The organism is Anaerobiospirillum thomasii (genome assembly GCF_900445255.1).
In the GTDB taxonomy this organism is placed as follows: Bacteria; Pseudomonadota; Gammaproteobacteria; order Enterobacterales; family Succinivibrionaceae; genus Anaerobiospirillum_A; species Anaerobiospirillum_A thomasii.
Map to the genome: position 1 here is coordinate 264,651 of NZ_UAPU01000005.1, position 18,751 is coordinate 283,401.

Sequence of the window (18,751 nt, forward strand, 5' to 3'; positions counted from 1 at the left end):
TATTATTTAAGAGAGTTCAAAAATTGCATTAGATCTTGATCTTTATTCCAGTCTTGATATGTTGCTGACTCTGTAATAAGAGGTGCCAGCTTGCTAATTGCCTCATTTTTAAGCCTATTGTCAGCTCTGACGTATATCATTGTTGTTGAAATATCTTCATGACCTAAAAAATCTCTAATATAGACTATATTAATGCCAGCCTCCAACATGTGCATAGCTTTTGAATGTCTAAACATATGACAATGAACATGCTTAGGAAAAGAAGCATCTTGTCTACTAATAATACCAGCATATTTTTTAACAATATACGATATTCCATCTCGATTTATAGAATGGTTAAATCTGTTTGTAATCAAAAAATCAGTTCCTATAGCGTATTGGCGGTATCTTTTGATGTAATTGCGTATAATAGATGCAGTTTCATCAGATATTACTACTGTTCGAATTTTATTTCCTTTTCCATGCAGTGTAACTGTAGAAATTGGCTCCAAAGATATATCTGCAATTTTAATATTGCAAAGTTCCTGTACCCTGCAGCCACTGTCATACATCAGTGCTAAGATCATTCTATGTCTTAAACCTACGGCTGTATTAACATCTGGACTGTTTATAAGTTTAGCCATTTGCTCAGTGTTTAGGTAGGATATATCTTTCTGTGCAGATTTTTTAGATTTAATTCCTGCGATATTTTGTAAAGGCTCAATGTATTCAATTTTTTCAAGCTGTGCGAAATCACTAAATGCTTTTATAGCGGCAAGACGTTGATTGGCTGCAGATATGCTTGCTCCGGTACCTCTGTACCACTCTAAAAAATTTATTACGAGATCACGATTAAAATCCTTCATATAAAAAGAGTTGACCGACATATTTTTTTCTTCCTTGATGAATTTTAAAAACAGTTTTAGAGTGTCTCTATAGCTTAGGATTGTATTTTTAGAATAACATCTATGGCATGGTAGATACTCTGTTAAAAATTTTGTAACAATCTTTGCAAAATCAGTAGAATTCGCCATCATCTGCATCTACCTCCCTAATTAAATCTGGAAATGATTGTTTCATTCTGTCTTTGATATAAGGAAACCTTTCTGATGTTAACTTAACGTAGTACGCAGTTTCATGAAAAGTTTCATGCCCAAGCATTGTGCGCAAATACGGCAGGTAGGCCATTAGATCTTTTCCTTCATTAACCCATTTTCTCAAAATATTTACGCAATATGTATGACGAAAATCATGAACACGAGGGCCTTCGCCTGTATGGGGTATACCTGCCTTCTCTAAGTACCGCCGAAAATTATGGTATACATTAACCAAAGACATTGCGACTCCTGGTCGTATCATAAAAAAATACTCTTCGTCGTTTGAGTTGGTATGGATCTTTGCTTTTAAATCTCTGCATTTCTCTAAAAGCTTTGGATGGATTGGCACTAATCTTTCTTTTTTATTTTTTGCATTTAAAATAGTTAAGACTCCGTCCTGTAAATTTATATTTTTTATTTTTATTAGCCGTAACTCTGAGACACGCAAACCACTTGTATATAGAACTCTAAAAAAAATAGGCATTACATCTTTACGGAAAGGGCATATGTCTTGTACAGAGTTACTTTGATCAACGTAGAAAAAGAATTTCTTAATTTCTTCATCTGAATAAATATGTGGCTCATATTTTTTCACTTTGCTCATTTTAACTTTTGGAGAAATATATGCCTTTATACCAATATCATTTAGATACTTACAAAATACGCGCAGACAACTAATTCTTTTTAATTGGTTTGAAACTTTTTCATAATCTCTTTTCTTAGACCAAAGGTCACTTAACTCCTTTGTTATAACTTTGTCAGATAGATTATTTTCAATAAAAAAAGCATCAAGTTGTAAAAATGTTTCTTCATTATGGTTATATAAATAGCCAGAAGCTCTCTTTAATTCAACAAGATCTGCAAACTCTTGTTTAAAAACGCTTTTATAGGATTTTTTATTCATTTCTAAAATCCTCGGGCTCTAGAGTACATTCAGCAAGTTTTTTTATATCTGTTTTAAGATATATAGCTGTAACATCTGGATCGGTGTGCCCAAGTATTTGTGTTATTACTGGCAAAGGTGTTTCAATCTCTAGCAGCAGAGAGCCAACGGAGTGCCGTAGAGAATGAAATCCAGATCTTTTTTTGGAGCGACTATCAATTTTAGCCTTGCGCATATATTTAGTGACTATGTTTTGTAAATGACTATCATCGCTAAAAGGATCAAATGGTGGCATATGTTTTATAAAAACTACATCTGATTTATATGCTTTTGGCCTCGCATTTTTTATATAATCTATCACCGCCCATCCAATATAATCTGGGATTGGTAAGGATAGAGGCTTTTTTGTTTTATGTTGTATAATTGAGAGCTTTTTTTCTTCCCAATTAAAATTATTAAAGCGCAGTCTTTTTATATCACCAACTCTTAACCCCAGAGTACAGGCAATTAAGATCATTGCATAATCTCTCTTACCTATAGGATTATTTCTATCTATGGCGGATAGCATCTTTTTAAGATCGTCTAAATCCCAGGAAGATGGAATATTTGCAGTCTTTGAAATATTTGGCACGTGTATCTTGTCAATGAAGTTTTCAACAATCATTCCAGATGAATGAAGAAAGCGTAAAAAGTGCCTTATACCACAGACTTGTTGCTCAACTGTTTTAAATTGAAAACCCGCAAATGTTTTAATGAAGTCGTGGCATGTTTTTGTCGTAATATCTTGTATACCGGCAACTTTCCGTTGGGTAATGAAATCTAAAAAAACTTGCGATGTTTTTTTATAATGATTTATAGTCGATACAGACAGATCTGTATTTGATAAGAAAGAAGAGTATTTAGAAAATATATCTGACATGCTGTCATTTAATTTAATTGGATTTTTTGAGGCATAATATCTTCTAGTAAGAACCCTATGAAGTCTGTAATCCTCTAACATATGGACAACACGTAGAAGTTGAACTCTTTGCTGAGAAAGTACTTTATTTTCATATTTCTGAATAAAACTGTATTTGACCTCAAGATATTTTAGCCCTCTCTCCATATTGTATTCGGTGCTACCATATTCTTGTTTTAGAAAGTCATTTATTTTTCTCCACTCTTTTTTATAGAATTCAATAGTTCCTGATGAATAGTGATTTTCTGTAAGAAGTTGGTTTAAGCCTTCTGTAATCATTTCTAGTTTCATAGTGATAACTCCTATGTAGTGAAATGATTTCAGATTAGCAAATGGTCAATAATATAAAATTATGTAGAGTTGAAAAAATTAAAATTTATATAATTCAATTTGATAAATATGCTAACTTGGCATAATATCTATATCTACATAAGGGGCTTTATGCCGAGCTCGGCATAAGTTGCCCTGAGGGGTGCCCTTTGTGGTCTTATGACCAACTTTGCCGTTTTCACTGATTGGGGCTCTCATGAACCTATGTATCAGCGATATGACTCTTCCGTCCTTGATATTATTGCTTAAGACTTGGAGAAGCTTGCTGTGGTTCACAGTATCAAAGAATTTGCTTAGATCCAAATCGATTACCCATTCTAGACCTTGGTTTACATACTCGCTTGCTTTCGCAATCGCGTCTTTGCAACCTCTGCCCGGGCGGAATCCGAAGCTATTGTCTGAGAATACCTTTTCATACTCCTCGCTTAGTACTTGCGCTATAGCCTGCTGTACAAAGCGATCTCGTACTGTTGGTATTCCCAAGGGTCGCTTCTCTCCATTATCTTTTGGAATGTAGACTCTCAGAATTGGTTGTGGTCTGTATTTGCCGTTCCTAATCACCTCAGTGATTTCACCTGGGTGTGATTGTAAATACTCACAGAGTTCATCTGTGCGCATTCTATCGACACCCGCACTGCCTTTGTTTCTCAGCACACTGTGCAGAGCTCTTTTAAGGTTAGTGTAGTCGAGCACTCTCTCTAAGGTTATAGGTTCAATTTGCGATATATTACTCATAGGTCTATATTATCCGGCAGAACTCTTCCTACCCTCCGCAACTTGATTTACGTCCAAGCCTTGGCCAGTAGCTACAGTCAATTGCCTGCATTTGCAGAAGACTGCTTTTTCAGAGCCATTTTTTTTTTAACCGGCTAATTCCTCCGATTTTCATATCTGTTAGGTTCTGTCCTTCCCTTGTGCTCTCAAGGTACTATGACGTCTGCTGACTTCCGTATATTCGTTGTTACTACGGTTTCCCGCTATACGGATCTCCCCCGGTAAGTACGGTTTCTTTCTCTCCATATAACGCTCAGTCTTTACATATACCGCTACGACTAGATTTCGGACTTCGTCATATTTAGCAGACTTATCCGCGGTACATGCCTATAAACTGTTTCTGTTCGTAGGTCCGGAGATTTGCCTTCAGCTTCCTTCAGCCATAGTGTTACCACTATAACCTTGCTTTTAGCTATACACTTCCCTCTAGTGGGGCGTGTTGGGGACTTTCACCCGTTAGAAACGCGCACATGCAGGGCGCACTAAAAAAGGCGTGGCTTATGCAAACCACGCCTGCTGTGCGTTGACAAAGCTTTCGCCTGTGTCGTTAGGTTGGATTAGTTAAGAGCTATGCTCAGTATTTTGTCCTGAGTGGGTTCTTTCAATTTCTACATAGGCCTCATTAAGTACGGTTTTTGAGATCTTAAAGAACTCAAGATCCTCTTTAATCTCAGCAATAAGGCGCAGGGCATAATCTGAAATGCCAACGGCATTGGATGAGGCATCGTGGGCCTCCTGCGCCTCTTGTGTAATACCCTGCATGTTGGATGAAATCTCAGATGTGGCAGTAGTCTGCTCCTCAGCTGCTGTGGCAATCTGCGAGATCTGTGAGTTTACATCATTTACACTAGACATAATGGTGTTAAGAGTTGACTCAAGCTCGCCTGCTCTTTCTGCTACACTCTCCATCTGTACTACAGACTCATTCATAGAATCAGTTGCAGTCTTGGAGTCCTCCTGAATAGAGCGCACCATGGCGGTAATTTCCTGAGTTGATTTTGAAGTGCGCGAGGCCAGAGCACGCACTTCATCGGCAACCACAGCAAAGCCTCGGCCGGCTTCACCGGCACGGGCAGCCTCAATGGCGGCGTTTAAGGCCAGGAGGTTGGTCTGAGCTGCAATCTCATCAATAGTGCCAACGATAGAGCCAATCTTCTGGCTCTGCTCAGCAAGACGCATTACCTTTTCAGCATCCTCTCTTGTCAGCACGCTCTGCTCTTTAATGGAGGCTACAGTGGCACGTACCTTATCTACACCATTGTTGGTCTCGCTGCGGGCAATCTCTGAGGTGTCTGAGGCAATATTGCAGTTTTTGGCAATATCAGCTGTGGTGGATACCATCTCATCGGCTGCAGTTGCAACGGTTAAAGACTTACTTTCAACCTGTTTTGAAACTTCATTGATTGACCACGAGGCCTTGTTAAGATCACCTGATGATTTATCTAAAATTTCAGATGTGGCAATAACCTTGGCAATAGTGCATGAGAGGGTATAGGCAATTTCGCTGTATGATCTGTATATATCGCCAATCTCGTCGTGAGGTATCTTATCCTCATCAAGATTGATGGTAAAGCGGCCATGCTCAATTTCCTTGGCAAGATCTTTAATATTGTGGGTGTGCTTGACAACATATCCTGAGATGGCAAGACCGATGACAAGGGCTAAAAGACAGCTTGCAATTGAAACACCTATTACAACATACATAGGCTCTCTTAGGTCAAGATTTTTTACCTGCACCTGTACTTCGTTTGAATAGTTGACAATAAGCTGAGAAAAGAGAATGTTGGACTTTGAAGAAGGGGCTAAAACTTCGCTTAAAAAGACCTTGTCGGCCTCTTCATAGCGACCTTCATCTAAAAGTTTTATAAAAGTTCCATTGATTTTATTGGCCAGATCGCGCATGGTAAGGCGGGTCTGTTTGGCAAGATCGGTAAAGTTTGAAGGTGCTGGGCCACTGTCGGCTTTATCTAGAGCATCAACCATATCGGCCACTGCTTTTTTACCTGCTGCTACAAGCTGAGGGCTTGGATTGACCTGCAGCTGATGCAGCCAGGCGTGAACGGCATTATATTTGGCATTTAAATTAATGGTACGTGACATATCCTGAGTTACTGTTTCATGAAGCTCCTGCTGTACATTAAGCGCAGTTTTAATGGAGGTTACTGAAACAACAGCAACGATGATAGACAAAATGATGATAAATATAAAGCCACCTAAGAGTTTGGACCGAATGGACATTTTATTTATAAATGACATATAAACCCCAGCCAAGAATGGAAAATAAAGAATTCTGATACCTGCAGCAGTCATAAGTCTTGTAGTGGCAGATTTTGGGCAATTGTATCATTTATTTAGACATGAAAAATGGGTAAAAAAGGTATTTGTGGTATAGATACCGATAACAAATGAAATATTTTATTTAACATTCAATTAATCTCAAATTTACAAAAAATATGCTTTAAAAACGTGATCTATATAAATAATTTTTAACTTAGGTTTAATTTAATTAATAACAGTTAAAACCACAGATGTAATGGTGAGTAAATGGCTTAATTATTGTCTTTGTGCGCTAATACGCACTTTTGTAAAAGAGGGTTATAGTGCCAGAGAGTTTATACATTATTGACTTTATTTACACTTGTATATTGATTTTTAAGTGCAATGTATCACAGAAATTTAAGAGTTTAAATAAAAAGTTAATACAACTATTTTTTATGATAATAGACCATGATAAAAGAGTGTGCACAGCTTGTGAATTTATAAAAAAAGAAATGCCTGCAGCTTCTGATAAAGGCAGGAGGTTAAGAAAGATAGGACATAGAGTAGTGTATAACAATCCTTTTATAAAAATTGGGCCAAAGATTGTAAAGAGAGAATAAGAGCATAGAGCATATTTAGAATTAAAAAAGGCAGGGTATGGTTATCCTGCCTTTAAATATTTATTTTTTAAGAATAAGTGAGCACTGCTTTGGCAGTTTTTTCTTCTTTTTCTTTACAGCTGTGTTTTTAGCCTTTGGATCTGGTGGTAAAAACCATGACATAAGCTCATAGCCACAGCCATCACCCTCAGGTACAGCCTGCTGTTTTATACAGTGCTCAGAGCCCTCAGGGCATTTGAGTCTGACATGCATATGCGCTTTGTGTCCAAACCATGGGCGCAGGCGTGAGAGCCAGATAGCACTGTCTTTATGGGCACTAAAGAGTTTACACATACCTTCTTTAATGCGTGGGCTGACAAAGATTCTATCTACTCTATCATCATTGGCAGCCAGATAGATAAGTTTTATTCTGTCAGTATCAAAATCACTGGTCAGAGCATCATTTTTTACTATGTAGACATCTTTTGGTTTTAAAAGCTCACTTTGGGTTTTGCGTGGCGAGGCAAAGTCAAAGGCAATATCCACATCAAGGCCTGTATTGTGACTTGCATGATTGGAGCGGGAACCAAAGGGGCCGCCGTTTTTTAAGGAGATATCTCCAATTAAAAGAGGAGGCAGGCCTGCATCTTTGGTGCGTCTGACCAGATCCTCAATATAGGCAATAGTCTGAGGGTGGCCAAAATTACGACCCTTACCCCAGATCTGCACCTGATAGTCAGGGCTGTTGCGCTCAAGCTCTACAGAATTTGCAATACAGCCTGCATTATATGAGCCATAGATTGCATATTTATCCTTGCTCTGTGCTGAGTAGGCTGCAGATGTGCACAACAGCAGGCATAAGATGCAACCAAGTCTTGTTATAAATGCTTTTAGTGTCATTTATTATCCTTTAGTGTTGAACATTTAAACTATGCGCTAAACTTTTGCTCATTGTATGTAAAAAAAGGTGGATTTGGGTACAAGTTTATAAATATATTGGCCTTTAAAGAGCATATTTGTCACTTTTTATCAGCTGTGCTGCTTTTACAAGTATTTTTAAGTAAGTCTAATTTAATTTATCTGGCTTTATGGTATGCTTAGAGAGTTTGACGGAGTAAAAATATGCAAAGCACAACTAATGGCAATAAGCCACGCTTTACCAAAGACAGCCTGCTTGATCCACTAAGGGCTTTAATATCTGTTCGTTTCTATTTTAAGGTGTTATCTGAAAAAAGAGGTTTTGGTCTTGGCTATCTGTATCTTTTGTGTGCCATTTTAGCCCTGCCTGTTGCCATCAAGGTAAAAAACACCATAGATTATTTTGTCAATCTTGAGGTACCGACCCTTATAAGTCAGATGCCGCCAAGCTATCTTGACAGCAATTTATATTTAAGTCCCAATGACAATTATCCTGATTATAAAGAGATAAGAAATACAAAAGGGCAGCTTGTTATTTTATATGCCACCAATGATGATTTTGATCTGCAAAGCATCAAGGAGCAGGCTGAGATCATTATTTTAGATGATGGCTTTATTGTCAGAAATCCAGCCTCTGGTGTGTACAATAAAATTCTATGGTCTGCCGTGCTTACAGGTGGTGTGAACTTTGAGCCATATAATGCCTCAGAGATTGCCAAAACCATAGCTTCAACCTCATTTTTATCCACTGTATTCATGGTGTCTTTATGGTTTTTTACCATGCTTGCTGTTAATGCACTTATTGTAAGCCTGCTCTCAAAACTCATGTTCTCCATGATTTTCAAGATTAATATGATCTATAGTGATAATCTGCGTCTTAGCAGCTATGCCAGCACTCCTGTAGCCTTTTTAATGCTGCTGCAGTTTTATATTGCTATTCCGCTGTCTATGACAATAATGTGCTGTATACCGCTAATTTATCTGTCACTGCTGGCAAGATTCATACGTAATATGGCAGGATCTATTATTAAAAATGAGATGAACTCCTCAAATCAGGCTTATAAGGATGCAGTCAGCGGCACCAGTTCAGATGGTGGTCCTAAAGAGTTTGATTTATCAAAGCATGAGCAGGATCTCAGAGGTAATAATCAAGACGGAATATTCAAACCATAGTATTAAGGATCAAGGTATGTTTAAACATTTAAAGCTTTTTACTCTGTCGACAATGGCTTTTGCAGCAGCCTCTGCTGATGCTCTTGAGATCTCTATTAACAACAATACAGAATCAACAGTGTCTATGGCTTTTTCCTATCTTGATAAGAACACCGATAAATGGGTGGTAGACGGCTGGTATAACATTGAGAAGAATGGCAAGAATCTTATAACATTAAATACTGAAAACGGTATTTATTATCTCTATGCTGAATTTTCAAACGGCAAGAAAATTGAAGGCGGCGACTACAGCGTCAATCTTGATGTAGCTCCACAGTCTTTTTACTATACACAGGATCAGGTCTTTGAAGATGCAAGCTTCAAGGCCAAATTTGTAAGAGCCAAATCAGATGGTAAAAGAGCTCTTATCAATATAAATTAAAAGCTCTTAAGATCTCTCAAAGAGCAATAGCAGTTTATTGTAAAGTTTAAAGGCTCATGCTGTTATAACATTTTGTGTTATAGCACCATGAGCCTGAATTTTTATATTGCCATGCAGTGCGTACATTTTTTGTGCTGTATATAAAGGCTGCTGATTATGCAGACTCTTTCAAGGCTGCGTCTGTAGCTGATCTTGCTTTTACTATGAGAGCTATACTATCTATAGAGGCAACTTTAACAGGGGCAGACTTTTTAAAGTTATAAAAAAGGCTGATAGGTGTAAGCCTGTCAGCCATTTAACAGAGGGGTAAAAAGAAATTTAAAAAAACTTTTTACTTTCTTATTTTAAATATTCGCCGTGTTTGAGCCAGAGACGGGCCATCTCTAAATTAGTCTCAAAGTCCATGGCCCCGCCAGTGAAACCTGCCTTGTGCACAAAGATAGTATTGCTAAGAGATGTTGCCTTATCCAGATTTTCAAAATCAAGGCCACGCCAGGCTTTAGGGGCTGAGCAGCGGTTTTTGAATCTCTGTGCGGCACTGTGCGGCAGTGACTGTATTCTCCAGCCTCTCTTTCTGTCTGGATAGACTGCAAGATAACAGTCTTTGAAGATCTCAGGATTGGCTAAAAAGGCATTGGTCCATGGCAGTCTTTCATGCATGATAAGAATAGGGCCGCCGTCATAGACATGCAGTACCTGATCAATACCATATTCAGTGTGCAGGGCATTGATGGCAATGTTCTGCATCAGAGTTTTTAAAATCTTTACTGTATTTAAAAAAGCCTTGTTCTGCTCCTGTCCTGAAATGTTAGGCAGATTCTGCATGGCTACAAGATAAGGAATAGAAGGCTCAAGACGATAGAGCTCATTTAGATTATCAACAATTGACTGCTCTTTTTCATTTAAAGTACCAAGTGAATTGTCTATAAATTCATTAAGCTGTCCATTGTCATTTAAATCCACCATCCACATCACTTCTCTGTCAATGCGCAAAAAAGCTTTTTTAAAGATGGCATCAGATATAAGTGGAATGTTGGCTTTGACAAAATTGCAGTAGATTTTATGCAGATACTCAATGCCGTATTTTTCCCAGATAATGCCGGCTGTGGCATAGCGTATACCATTGCTGCGCTCAAGGGTGAAGGCATTGGAGTGATGATCATAATGCCTTTCATCATTCTTGCCAGAAACATCAATAATCAGATCGGCCTTTTCCAGTATTTTCATATCCCTGGAACGAATGATATTAGAATTTTCAAAAAGATAGGTTAAAATAGCACAGGCCAGAGTTTCATCGGCATGAAAAGAACCATCGTGAGTTGCAATAATCATAAACGCTCCTTAGTTATTTGTATTGTACCACAGCAATTTATTAATTTTTTTGACGAAAACTTCGTATCAGCATAAGAAATACAGATGAAAATAGATAAAGTTTATCTTGCGCCCATGGAGGGAGTGGCAGATGCCCCTATGCGTCAGGTCCTCACAGCCCATGGCGGTTATGACGAATGCTTTAGTGAATTTATACGTGTAACGGATGAAGTGCTTCCTTACAAGACACTGCTGCGTGATGTGCCAGAGCTTGAGCATGGTGCTGTGACCACATCTGGTGTCAATGTCAGAGTACAGTTTCTAGGTGACAATCCTAAGATGCTTTTGCAAAGTGCCAAAAGAGCAGTGGAGCTTGGTGCCCGCGCCATTGATATGAATTTTGGCTGTCCGTCACGCTTTGTGCATCATGGCGGTGCTATGCTCTTAAAAGAGCCTGAGCTTTTACATGAGATTGTATCTACTCTAAGAGAGGGTCTTGACAGCTCTGTTCACCTGTCAGTTAAAATGCGTGCAGGCTTTGCCTCCAAAGAAGAGGCTCCTGTTTTAGTCAAGGCCGTGGCTGTTGACGGGGTCAATGAGATTATAATTCATGCCAGAACCAGAAAGGATCTGTATCGTGAGGATGCACTGGACTGGTCTATTATTAAAAATCTGCATGAGCTTGCCGATAATATACCTATTGTGGCCAATGGCGATATCTGCTGCTATGATGATGCGCAAAACTGTGCAACAATAAGTGGCTGTGACAGGCTTATGGTAGGCAGAGCAGCTTTAATGCTGCCAAATATAGGTCATGTCATTAAAAAGGCTGACAAAATATATTCAAGTGCCAGAACTTTAGCTCTGGTGCTGGAGCTTATGACAGAGCTTAAAAAACGTAAGACACATGACAAGGCTGTTATGGATAGATCAAAACAGTTTTTAGGCTTTGCAAGGCGTAATAATGTAATTTTATCTGACTTTTTTAAGATATTCTGTCGCATAGGAGATCTTAAAAATGCTATGCTCTGTCTTGAGAGTATGATAACTGCCCTGGAGAATAAAGGAATTGAAAATTAAATCATCACTAATTGCAGCAGCTGCCTTATTTACTACCATGTCATGTGCTTTTGCCGGTAATGAGGTACAGATTATTCCTGCACCATTTCCTGCAGTACCTAAGGGCTGGAGTCAGGAAATTATCAACAATACTGTAATTTATAATGCTCCTCTATCTGAGACCACCAATACCATACCTACAACTATAAGACTTACCTATACAAGAAAGACTGATAATCAGAATGCTGCAGCATTTATGGACAGCTATATCTCAAGATCAAAGTGTGAAAAGTCAAAAGAGGTGGCTAAAAACTTCTTTACCACACAGTGTAAATCCAAGGATACCTATGCTGTAGTTATTGGCGAGCCTAGCAATATGTATCTGATTGAGCTTATAGGTCAGTATGATGCCAAGGCCAAAAACATCATCAATACCTATATAAAGGATATCACTACAGGCAAGCATGTCTTTTATGACAGAACCGTAGGCGATCAAATAAGATAAGATCCTCACGGTTAGATTTTAGACAGCAAAGGGCTTTATTGTTTTGATAAGAGGGCAGAGTTTTCTGCCCTTTGTCATTTCTGTGCAAAGGTATTGCTCTTCTTTAAATCAGTAAGTGTTGTTGTCAGAGCTGTCAGATCCGGCTTTAGATGATACTGTGCAACTATAAAGGGCCGATCTGCAGGTGCAGCTTATATTGATACTGTGAGCAAGGGCCGAAGATTTGGCTATTGATATAAAGGCAGGTATGCACAGAAATTTGTAGAGAGTAAGCTTATATAAAATTAATATCTGAGTCTATACATTAAAGACCTGAATTTATCTTTAGTATTAACACTCACTTATATCATGCGGAAATCTTTACTTATCCAGACCTTAAAGTATGGACCAGGCCTGATCTTAGTAAATAAGTCAGAAACAAAAAACAAGAACAGCATTTTGCACAGCACAGGCTTACTTTGACAAGCTTAAAGCAGTCTTAGCAGAGATAAAGATAAAGAGTGAATAAGTTACTCAGCCTATATTAAAGGGAGCCTTTTCTTTAAAATTTAATTTTTTTCATATGTATATGTAAAAAAGCTTACATTATTAAAATGCTACATTGAGATGAGCAAAATGTGTGATTTTGCACACTAAAATGCTCGTATTTTCAAAATAATAACTATAGTTATCATTATGTTATATAAAGTTGTTACATTCAAAAATTGCAAAAATGTCAATTATTGTGAGTGAGTGCACATATAAAAAATATATGCGTATTTTTTATAGCAGAGGTCAAAAATCTTAGCAAAGTGCGATTGATAGTCTTATAAATATTGTGATACAAAAATTTTATTTTGATAAACATGTCTTTTGTGTGAATCTTTTTCACTACAGACAGAAAATATTAAAATCATTATTAGCAAGTTGCTTTTAGAGCAAAAAATTGCATACAAAATTGTTGTGAGATTATTATGACTATGAAAAGTGCTTATACAAAATCTGCTGCCAGGAAGACAGCCTTAGCTTCGGGGCTTGAAAGACTGTTACATATACATACATATAAAAACTATGTGTATAGGGGGGGGGGTAACAGCAAAATTATTTGTAGTTTTTGCATTAATTAATCCGCTTGCTGCAAATGCATATTATTGGGGAGACGATAAAGCAAAATTAGAGTGCCAATTAGATGCTAGTGGTGACTGTGTTATAAAAACATATATCAAAGATCCAGATAAAAGTCCTCCATTTGATGACATCGGTGCAGATTTACTTGATTTGCAGAGAGATTTAAATGTTAAAGGGAATATAAAAGGGGTTTACTTTAAGAATAAAAATGTTCCAAAAGATACTGATCTAAATAGTAGAACGTATGAGATTGAGGGTTGGAGTAAGAAAAATGGAAATAAGTTTAACTTAACAGCTGATGGTAAAATTGATTTTACATTTGCAGAGTTTAATAACTTACTATTAACCAATAAATATGATTATTGGAAAGCAGACACAACTCTAGATTTTTATGGGGCTATGATAAATGCAAATAATACAGGAAAACAGGATGTAAATTTAAAGATTTTAAATCTGCAAAATAATAGTGATTTTAAAATTGGACATCATAGATTATGGGTTAATACAGACCCTAACTCAACTACAAATTATAGTAATCGTACTAATACTGCAGAAAATACTCTTTTTTTTTAGAACGGAGATAACTAATCCAACTAAAAACTCAACAAATTATTCTTTATACTCAAAAAACTCTTATACAACTTTATCATCTTATGCTCATTTTTATAGCTCTGAAATAGCTGATAATGGTCAAAAACAATCTGATAAATATGGCGTATACTTAGAAAATAGTACTTTACATATAGGTACAACTAACCATGCACCCTTTGAACAGTCTATAGGAACCCTTGGGTCTGTCCACTTTTCTCATATTGTAAATAAAAACTCTAATATATTGCTTGTAAATGATGCCTTAGGATCAGCATATGGTAGAGATACAACTAATACAGGTGTAATAGAATATAGATTGCAAGGAAATGTTTCTTTAAATTTTGCCTATTCTAAAAACTCAGATATTTATGGAAATAACAGTATATTAAATACTTTATACTATTATGGCACTATTCATAATAGCGATAAAAAGTTAAAATTCGATTATTTAACTGATGCTGAATCATATGATCTATATTGGACAGGACGTACTAATGATATTTCTTATTATATTCCTCAAATTAATCAATTTTTTAATGTAACTAAACCTAAACCTCTTCCAGGAAATGAATATAAATTCCATGTTGGGGACTTTACTGCAATCAAAAATCTTAAACTTGAGGGTGGTAAGAAGCTCTTTGATTATATAGATATAGGTCAGGCTGACAACTACGGTAACGATACATTTACAAAAGAGAAAATAATATTAACACATGATAAACTTTACATAATAACAAAAAAATTTACACAAAAATCCGAACAAAAGCAGGAGGGAGCCCCTACTGATCCAAAGAGACCAAATGTAACAGTAGGTCATCTAGATGTTTCTCTTGATTTAGAAATAAGCGCTGATGGCAAACACGGAGCTAAAGGTAAGGATGCTGCAACTGTATCTCATAGCAAGCTTGCATCCACAAGCAACTCTAAAGCCTCTTTAAGTTCCATCAAAAATACAATCTATACTGCCAAAGACGGAACTGCAGCTAAGAATGGCACTAATGCCCATCTCTTTGGTCACGGCGGTAATGGCGGTATGGGTGGTCATGGTGGCTCTGTAGATATTGCCCTGGTTGAGTCTGCCAAAATTGCTACTATTACCGGTACAACCAAAGTTGAAGCAACTGGAGGTGATGGTGGCAAAGGCGGTGAAGCCGGTAAAAAACAAACTCATACTGCTCATAAAGATAAGTATAACAATTCCCGTAAAGATGGCTATAAGGGCGTAGGTGGCTCAGGTGGCTCTGTAGATCTTGTAGGTTATAGAGCCGTCGGAGAGGGGCCAGGCGGTGCAGGTATTGGTGTCAGGGATGCTATTATCACTCTTGATAATGTAGATATGACATTAATTGGTAAAGCCGGTAAGGGAGCTGAGAGTGGCAAGTTTGGCCGTGACACTGTAGCAGGAACAAATGACAAGCTGCCTAGCAAGGGAGCTGACGGTAAGGTCAGAGTAAGCGGCGTTGATGTTCTCTCAGGTGCCACATTGCATGTTAAAGACTCAGCCAAAATCCACACTGAGGCTCATGTTCATAACAAGAAGGATGGCAAGGCCTATTCATTGTATATGAAGGGAGATGGCTCTCCATTTAATGAAAAGCACAATGCCTCAGTACTTGAGGTAGGAGGCAACCTTGATTTATCCTCATCTATCAACGTCAATGGCAAGGTGGAAAAGGGTAACGGCATCCATCTTGAGAATACTGTAATTGCCTTTAAGGATGATAACGGTGGCAAGGGTCAGTTTGGCAGCAACAAGACCAAGTACTACACCATTACCACTGATCGCGTAGAGTTAAGTGGTGACAATGCCATTGTATTCTACACAGACATTCAAAGCGGCAAGGGTGACAAGGTAGTTGTAACTGACGGTTTTGATATTCTCAAAAAGGGTAAATTAAAGATACGTATTCACTCTGATGCCTCAATTAAAGATCCAACTGAGTTTACCGGCACATTAAATGTAAGCGGCAAACATACTTTAATTGACCTGCCTGATAATATAGGCAAGCTGCCAGATGATGTGTTAGGTCGTATTGATTCAGCCTGGAAGGAGGATAATGGAGCAGTTAAGCTTTCTATCAAGGCAGACATCAGTCAGGACAACAATTTTGATATTGTGGTCAACAATATTGCCTCAAGCAACACCAATCAGGCCTCAAATCCTGTAGAGACAGCCATGATAAATACCTTCTTGATAAACCGTATGGCATTTTTAACCAACTCTGAGTTATCAGAGAGATTTAGAATGCTTAAAAAGGATAACAGCAGGAACTATGGTCTGTGGGTACAGAACTTCTATAAGGATGTAGACTTTGATGTCAATGACAAGATTGGTTTGACAGCCCATGCCAAGCTCAATTCATCCTATATAGGCTTTGATACCCTCAAGAGCTTTGGCGAGTATGATGCCATGTATGGCGCCTATGCAGGTTACAGCAAGATGAAGTCAACTCTTAACCTGTTTGAGGCCTCATCAGATATTAAAAATACCAATGTTGGTATCTATGGAGCCCTGGCCTTTAATACCGGCACTTATTTTGAAGGCTCAGTGCACTATAATCACTTTGACTCAACTGCAAAATCACGTATTGAAGGCGGTTATCAGGGTGAGGATTCTGGCACCTTAAAGATAAACTCCATTGGTACCACACTGGCTGCAGGTCATAGATTTAATCTGGCCTATGACACCGTGATAGATGCTGCCTTAAAGTTTGACTATAAACTCTTTATGGGAGAGAACTTCACTACCAAGAAGGGCCTTGAGATTATAGGCGATACCTACAGCACCTATGGTCTTGCCACCAGTGTGCTTGTCGGTAAGTACTTAAATGACAGACACTCTTTAGTCTATGTCAAGGGCGAGGCAGGTTATCACTACTCAGATATCTCATCAAAGACATCTGTAAAGGACAGAGCTAAAATCTTCAGCTTTGACAATCCTGATTATGACTTTACCTACGGCTCTATGGCCTTAGGTGTCAACCACAGATTCTTTAACTGTGTAGATGCCACCCTTGAGGCTCACAATTACTTCCTTATGTAGATATAGATATTATGCCAAGTTAGCATATTTATCAAATTGAATTATATAAATTTTAATTTTTTCAACTCTACATAATTTTATATTATTGACCATTTGCTAATCTGAAATCATTTCACTACATAGGAGTTATCACTATGAAACTAGAAATGATTACAGAAGGCTTAAACCAACTTCTTACAGAAAATCACTATTCATCAGGAACTATTGAATTCTATAAAAAAGAGTGGAGAAAAATAAATGACTTTCTAAAACAAGAATATGGTAGCACCGAATACAATATGGAGAGAGGGCTAAAATATCTTGAGGTCAAATACAGTTTTATTCAGAAATATGAAAATAAAGTACTTTCTCAGCAAAGAGTTCAACTTCTACGTGTTGTCCATATGTTAGAGGATTACAGACTTCATAGGGTTCTTACTAGAAGATATTATGCCTCAAAAAATCCAATTAAATTAAATGACAGCATGTCAGATATATTTTCTAAATACTCTTCTTTCTTATCAAATACAGATCTGTCTGTATCGACTATAAATCATTATAAAAAAACATCGCAAGTTTTTTTAGATTTCATTACCCAACGGAAAGTTGCCGGTATACAAGATATTACGACAAAAACATGCCACGACTTCATTAAAACATTTGCGGGTTTTCAATTTAAAACAGTTGAGCAACAAGTCTGTGGTATAAGGCACTTTTTACGCTTTCTTCATTCATCTGGAATGATTGTTGAAAACTTCATTGACAAGATACACGTGCCAAATATTTCAAAGACTGCAAATATTCCATCTTCCTGGGATTTAGACGATCTTAAAAAGATGCTATCCGCCATAGATAGAAATAATCCTATAGGTAAGAGAGATTATGCAATGATCTTAATTGCCTGTACTCTGGGGTTAAGAGTTGGTGATATAAAAAGACTGCGCTTTAATAATTTTAATTGGGAAGAAAAAAAGCTCTCAATTATACAACATAAAACAAAAAAGCCTCTATCCTTACCAATCCCAGATTATATTGGATGGGCGGTGATAGATTATATAAAAAATGCGAGGCCAAAAGCATATAAATCAGATGTAGTTTTTATAAAACATATGCCACCATTTGATCCTTTTAGCGATGATAGTCATTTACAAAACATAGTCACTAAATATATGCGCAAGGCTAAAATTGATAGTCGCTCCAAAAAAAGATCTGGATTTCATTCTCTACGGCACTCCGTTGGCTCTCTGCTGCTAGAGATTGAAACACCTTTGCCAGTAATAACACAAATACTTGGGCACACCGATCCAGATGTTACAGCTATATATCTTAAAACAGATATAAAAAAACTTGCTGAATGTACTCTAGAGCCCGAGGATTTTAGAAATGAATAAAAAATCCTATAAAAGCGTTTTTAAACAAGAGTTTGCAGATCTTGTTGAATTAAAGAGAGCTTCTGGCTATTTATATAACCATAATGAAGAAACATTTTTACAACTTGATGCTTTTTTTATTGAAAATAATCTATCTGACAAAGTTATAACAAAGGAGTTAAGTGACCTTTGGTCTAAGAAAAGAGATTGTTGAATATTGTGCAAGAAGATCCGAAGAGTCGGAACATGATCTTGTATTTCAGTGCTCAATTTGCACCTAAACCTGCGGTCAATTTTTAGCTCCCCTCGATTTGAAGTTTTGTTTCAAATCAAAGTAACAAAAACTAACATTTCCTCTCCTTCGTTCTTACATTGGCATCTTTGGTATCTTAGAG

At 37.3% G+C, this 18,751-nt stretch carries 15 protein-coding genes; 8 read left to right on the top strand and 7 right to left on the bottom strand.

Going from position 1 to position 18,751, the window contains the following annotated elements; translation table 11 throughout:
- Positions 1–2: 2 nt before the first annotated feature.
- The 6 genes from DRZ93_RS01535 to DRZ93_RS01565 all read right to left on the bottom strand — a co-directional run bounded on the left by DRZ93_RS01535 (position 3) and on the right by DRZ93_RS01565 (position 7,779).
- Positions 3–1,022: a tyrosine-type recombinase/integrase gene (locus DRZ93_RS01535; RefSeq protein WP_245933760.1), complete on the bottom strand. Its 1,020-nt coding sequence runs from the start codon at positions 1,020–1,022 to the stop codon at positions 3–5.
- A complete protein-coding gene (locus DRZ93_RS01540; protein WP_113745615.1) occupies positions 997–1,980 on the bottom strand; it encodes a tyrosine-type recombinase/integrase in 984 nt (327 codons plus the stop codon). The genes DRZ93_RS01535 and DRZ93_RS01540 overlap by 26 nt, the downstream gene beginning before the upstream one ends.
- Positions 1,973–3,208: a site-specific integrase gene (locus DRZ93_RS01545; protein WP_113745616.1), complete on the bottom strand. Its 1,236-nt coding sequence runs from the start codon at positions 3,206–3,208 to the stop codon at positions 1,973–1,975. The genes DRZ93_RS01540 and DRZ93_RS01545 overlap by 8 nt, the downstream gene beginning before the upstream one ends.
- A 111-nt stretch (positions 3,209–3,319) precedes the next feature.
- Positions 3,320–3,982, bottom strand: coding sequence for a reverse transcriptase domain-containing protein (locus DRZ93_RS13650; RefSeq protein ID WP_113745617.1), 663 nt, complete (start codon positions 3,980–3,982; stop codon positions 3,320–3,322).
- A gap of 600 nt (positions 3,983–4,582) precedes the next feature.
- A complete protein-coding gene (locus DRZ93_RS01555; protein ID WP_172457988.1) occupies positions 4,583–6,277 on the bottom strand; it encodes a methyl-accepting chemotaxis protein in 1,695 nt (564 codons plus the stop codon).
- Positions 6,278–6,960: 683 nt separating this feature from the next.
- Positions 6,961–7,779: a penicillin-insensitive murein endopeptidase gene (locus DRZ93_RS01565; protein WP_113745620.1), complete on the bottom strand. Its 819-nt coding sequence runs from the start codon at positions 7,777–7,779 to the stop codon at positions 6,961–6,963.
- A 222-nt stretch (positions 7,780–8,001) separates the two neighbouring features.
- Here DRZ93_RS01565 and DRZ93_RS01570 point away from each other — a divergent pair, with 222 nt between their 5' ends.
- Together DRZ93_RS01570 and DRZ93_RS01575 are read left to right on the top strand one after the other, a co-directional pair.
- A complete protein-coding gene (locus DRZ93_RS01570; RefSeq protein ID WP_113745621.1) occupies positions 8,002–8,970 on the top strand; it encodes a DUF1189 family protein in 969 nt (322 codons plus the stop codon).
- Positions 8,971–8,986: 16 nt separating this feature from the next.
- Positions 8,987–9,391, top strand: a complete 405-nt coding sequence (locus DRZ93_RS01575; protein ID WP_172457989.1) for a DUF1036 domain-containing protein — start codon at positions 8,987–8,989, stop codon at positions 9,389–9,391.
- Positions 9,392–9,730: 339 nt separating this feature from the next.
- Here DRZ93_RS01575 and DRZ93_RS01580 read toward each other — a convergent pair whose 3' ends face one another.
- Positions 9,731–10,723, bottom strand: coding sequence for an MYG1 family protein (locus tag DRZ93_RS01580; protein WP_113744398.1), 993 nt, complete (start codon positions 10,721–10,723; stop codon positions 9,731–9,733).
- Between the two features lie 84 nt (positions 10,724–10,807).
- Between DRZ93_RS01580 and DRZ93_RS01585 the strand changes: the two genes are divergently transcribed.
- From DRZ93_RS01585 to DRZ93_RS01610, 6 genes are all read left to right on the top strand, one after another.
- A complete protein-coding gene (locus DRZ93_RS01585) occupies positions 10,808–11,782 on the top strand; it encodes a tRNA-dihydrouridine synthase (protein WP_113745623.1) in 975 nt (324 codons plus the stop codon).
- Positions 11,772–12,266, top strand: a complete 495-nt coding sequence (locus DRZ93_RS01590; RefSeq protein ID WP_113745624.1) for a hypothetical protein — start codon at positions 11,772–11,774, stop codon at positions 12,264–12,266. The genes DRZ93_RS01585 and DRZ93_RS01590 overlap by 11 nt, the downstream gene beginning before the upstream one ends.
- A gap of 1,014 nt (positions 12,267–13,280) precedes the next feature.
- The gene (locus DRZ93_RS01595; RefSeq protein ID WP_146741078.1) at positions 13,281–13,946 is read left to right on the top strand and encodes a hypothetical protein; all 666 of its coding nucleotides are present in this window, start codon (positions 13,281–13,283) and stop codon (positions 13,944–13,946) included.
- A 334-nt stretch (positions 13,947–14,280) separates the two neighbouring features.
- Positions 14,281–17,007 (top strand): autotransporter outer membrane beta-barrel domain-containing protein, encoded by a 2,727-nt coding sequence (locus DRZ93_RS01600; RefSeq protein WP_146741079.1) that lies wholly within the window; start codon positions 14,281–14,283, stop codon positions 17,005–17,007.
- Positions 17,008–17,141: 134 nt separating this feature from the next.
- Complete coding sequence (locus tag DRZ93_RS01605) at positions 17,142–18,377, top strand: site-specific integrase (protein WP_113745616.1); 1,236 nt, start codon at positions 17,142–17,144, stop codon at positions 18,375–18,377.
- Positions 18,370–18,570, top strand: coding sequence for a hypothetical protein (locus DRZ93_RS01610; protein WP_113745627.1), 201 nt, complete (start codon positions 18,370–18,372; stop codon positions 18,568–18,570). Before DRZ93_RS01605 ends, DRZ93_RS01610 begins: the two co-directional genes overlap by 8 nt.
- The last annotated feature ends 181 nt before the right edge of the window (positions 18,571–18,751 follow it).

Excerpts from the sequence above, each read along its gene's own strand:
- DRZ93_RS01585 (WP_113745623.1), top strand. The coding sequence starts at position 10,808 with ATGAAAATAGATAAAGTTTATCTTGCGCCCATGGAGGGAGTGGCAGAT.
- DRZ93_RS01540 (WP_113745615.1), bottom strand. The coding sequence starts at position 1,980 with ATGAATAAAAAATCCTATAAAAGCGTTTTTAAACAAGAGTTTGCAGAT.
- DRZ93_RS13650 (WP_113745617.1), bottom strand. The coding sequence starts at position 3,982 with ATGAGTAATATATCGCAAATTGAACCTATAACCTTAGAGAGAGTGCTC.
- DRZ93_RS01575 (WP_172457989.1), top strand. The coding sequence starts at position 8,987 with ATGTTTAAACATTTAAAGCTTTTTACTCTGTCGACAATGGCTTTTGCA.
- DRZ93_RS01570 (WP_113745621.1), top strand. The coding sequence starts at position 8,002 with ATGCAAAGCACAACTAATGGCAATAAGCCACGCTTTACCAAAGACAGC.
- DRZ93_RS01580 (WP_113744398.1), bottom strand. The coding sequence starts at position 10,723 with ATGATTATTGCAACTCACGATGGTTCTTTTCATGCCGATGAAACTCTG.
- DRZ93_RS01565 (WP_113745620.1), bottom strand. The coding sequence starts at position 7,779 with ATGACACTAAAAGCATTTATAACAAGACTTGGTTGCATCTTATGCCTG.
- DRZ93_RS01555 (WP_172457988.1), bottom strand. The coding sequence starts at position 6,277 with ATGTCATTTATAAATAAAATGTCCATTCGGTCCAAACTCTTAGGTGGC.
- DRZ93_RS01605 (WP_113745616.1), top strand. The coding sequence starts at position 17,142 with ATGAAACTAGAAATGATTACAGAAGGCTTAAACCAACTTCTTACAGAA.
- DRZ93_RS01610 (WP_113745627.1), top strand. The coding sequence starts at position 18,370 with ATGAATAAAAAATCCTATAAAAGCGTTTTTAAACAAGAGTTTGCAGAT.
- DRZ93_RS01545 (WP_113745616.1), bottom strand. The coding sequence starts at position 3,208 with ATGAAACTAGAAATGATTACAGAAGGCTTAAACCAACTTCTTACAGAA.
- DRZ93_RS01535 (WP_245933760.1), bottom strand. The coding sequence starts at position 1,022 with ATGCAGATGATGGCGAATTCTACTGATTTTGCAAAGATTGTTACAAAA.